We start from the raw sequence: 2,509 nt of genomic DNA, 5'->3' as shown, positions 1-2,509 counted from the left end.
ATGATCCTCCATATCACAACATTGGATAACCGGGTTTGCATTAAGCGGGAATTCTAATTGTCGTCAGGGGGGATTTATAACTGTCGTTGATCATACTCTTAACTTTGCAAACAGCTGTGCATCGGTGAATCTTAGCAGGTCTGCCGACACACTAATTTAAAATAGACCGCTACATTGTGAGCGTCTATGGGCAAAGAGAATTATGTCTTTGCCCAATACTTTCCTGTCAGGAAAGTTTACTTTTGGTATCACGATCTGTGATTTTTAATCAACTTTTTTTTAACATTTCAAGATCTTTTTGTCTTGTTCAGGTAGTTAATACACTTATTAAATATCTGTTATTTATAATAAAAAATAGTTGTCATGGATTGATAAGTCCACCATAGAAGACACCTCTTTGTAGCGGCCATAACTCATAAAGGAATTTTATGGCCATAAACACTGCAAGTATTGCAGATGCATCAATAAATACAGGCCCAATCATGAGGCCTTGTTCATTTAAGCCCATAATGTCGGCGGCCGATCAAGCCAAGGCCGACAAAGAAGACTGCGTTCAACAGGGCCCTGAACCGCTTCCGCTTATCAGACCAGCCTTAAGAGAAGCACCGTTCCCTGTAAGCTCTCTTCCTCCCGCCATGAGATCCGCAGCGGAATGTATGAGGGAGATTATCCAGGCTCCAATGGACATGATATGCCATTGCCTGCTTGCTTCTGCTACAGCAGCTATCCAGCCATATGTTGACGTTGAAATTGATGGAAGAAGGAGCCCTACAAGCAATAATTACCTTGCAGTGGGCGAATCCGGAGAGCGAAAATCCGAATGCGACAAAGTGGCAAATAAACCTATCAAGGATTTGATTGAAAAAGAGCAGGAAAAATTCTTTGATGAAGAGCCAGTGCATAGAATAATAAAGTGTGCCTGGCAAAAACGAATAGACAAAGCCATCAAGGATGGCAAGTCTGATCAAGAAATACGTCAACTCCTGAATGAAATTGGGCCAGAGCCTAAACTCATCCTACCCGTCTGGATCATCACAGACCCGACATGCCCAGCAATTGTGAGAGCTTTTTCAGAAGGAAGAACACACCTGATGCTTCAGACGCCTGAAGCGGCGCAGTTTCTCGGTGGATATTCAATGAACAAGGACAATCAGGCATCCACAATCTCAGGCTTGTCTCTTTTTTGGGATGGAGCACCTATAACCAAAAGTACAATTGGTGGTGGATTTGAGCGGTTAAGCAATATAAGGTTTGGGATAAACCTTATGTTCCAGCCTACGTTTATCCCAACGCTTTTTAGCAACCAGACCGCAATTGGTCAGGGCTTCATTGCGAGATGCCTTTGCAGCTCTCCTGAATCCACAATTGGGGAAAGAATTTACGAGTCTAAAAAGGTCTTGACTGATCCGAGGATCAAAGATTTTTATTCCAGGATTAGCGGCATTTTAGAAAGACCACTTCCGCTCCACGAAAAGTCAGGAATGGGGCTTAATCCTCGATGCCTACACTTGACTCCTTCTGCCAAGAAAACCGCTATCGACTTTATCATGCTTATGGAAAAGGGCATGAGAAAAAATGGTGAGCTTTGCGAGATAAAAGACTTTGCAAGCAAAGCGGCAGAACACGCACTCCGCGAAGCTGGTAAAATTAGTTTTTTTGAAAACCCGGATACGGAAGTCGTTTCTCTTGGTGCTTTAGTTTCCGGCATTGAAATAGTTAAATACTATCTCGGCGAGCAGTTGAGGCTCAGAAGTTCAGGAAGCGAAGACCCGGACGTTGCGCTTGCACAAAAAGTATTTGAATGGGGGATGAATACGGAGAACAACGGGAAAATATCCATGTCTGTACTCTATCAGTACGGCCCCTCGAAGGCCCGAACTAAAAAAGATGCAGAACGAATCATCAGGATATTGGAAGATCACAACAGGGCTGTAAGGCTTGAAGCTGGTGCAATCCTCAAAGGCAAGTTCAGGTCTGATGTCTGGGAATTGAGGGGTGCAGCATGAAATTATTTGCAGAACTTGATTTCAGCAACCATATTTTTGGAGAGACCCAAGATCCAGACGAGCGCTCACTTAGTAACAACAAAGAGCCTTCAAGTCTTAACTCTCCATTGTTATCCTGCTCACTTTGCTCTTCCTGGAGCCATTCAAACCCAAGCTATGGGATATGCAGTAACAGCACAGCCAGACAAGGCCGATTCAGAGAGCCGGGTAAACGAGCTTGTAGATTCTTTATGCAAAAGGAGGTTGCATCATGAATATATTGCAACTTCTAATGCAAGACGGCCTTAATCCTGTTCTTTCTGCCAGTACCGATGGAGGTGAGTATTCATCTTCCTGCCCATGATCAACGACAAGGAGATATATCTTTCTGACTGGCTAAAACTCCTGCCAAAGGGATCCAAAAACTTTTTTGATTACCACTCTGCCTCAGCAATAGAAAGCATGGTTGATGGCATGGGCGGAGTCCTAAGAGCAACATAAATAAGTCTGTGAATCATGGACGG

1 protein-coding gene is annotated in these 2,509 nt (G+C 43.8%); it reads left to right on the top strand.

From position 1 onward, the window contains the following. Nucleotides 1–428 precede the first annotated feature (428 nt). Nucleotides 429–2,006 (top strand): YfjI family protein, encoded by a 1,578-nt coding sequence (locus K245_RS0121350; RefSeq protein WP_027360784.1) that lies wholly within the window; start codon nucleotides 429–431, stop codon nucleotides 2,004–2,006. Nucleotides 2,007–2,509: the final 503 nt, after the last annotated feature.

The sequence above is a fragment of the Desulforegula conservatrix Mb1Pa genome, assembly GCF_000426225.1.
Taxonomy (GTDB): Bacteria; Desulfobacterota; Desulfobacteria; order Desulfobacterales; family Desulforegulaceae; genus Desulforegula; species Desulforegula conservatrix.
This window is presented reverse-complemented; position numbering and strand designations above follow the sequence as displayed.

Excerpts from the sequence above, each read along its gene's own strand:
- K245_RS0121350 (WP_027360784.1), top strand. The coding sequence starts at position 429 with ATGGCCATAAACACTGCAAGTATTGCAGATGCATCAATAAATACAGGC.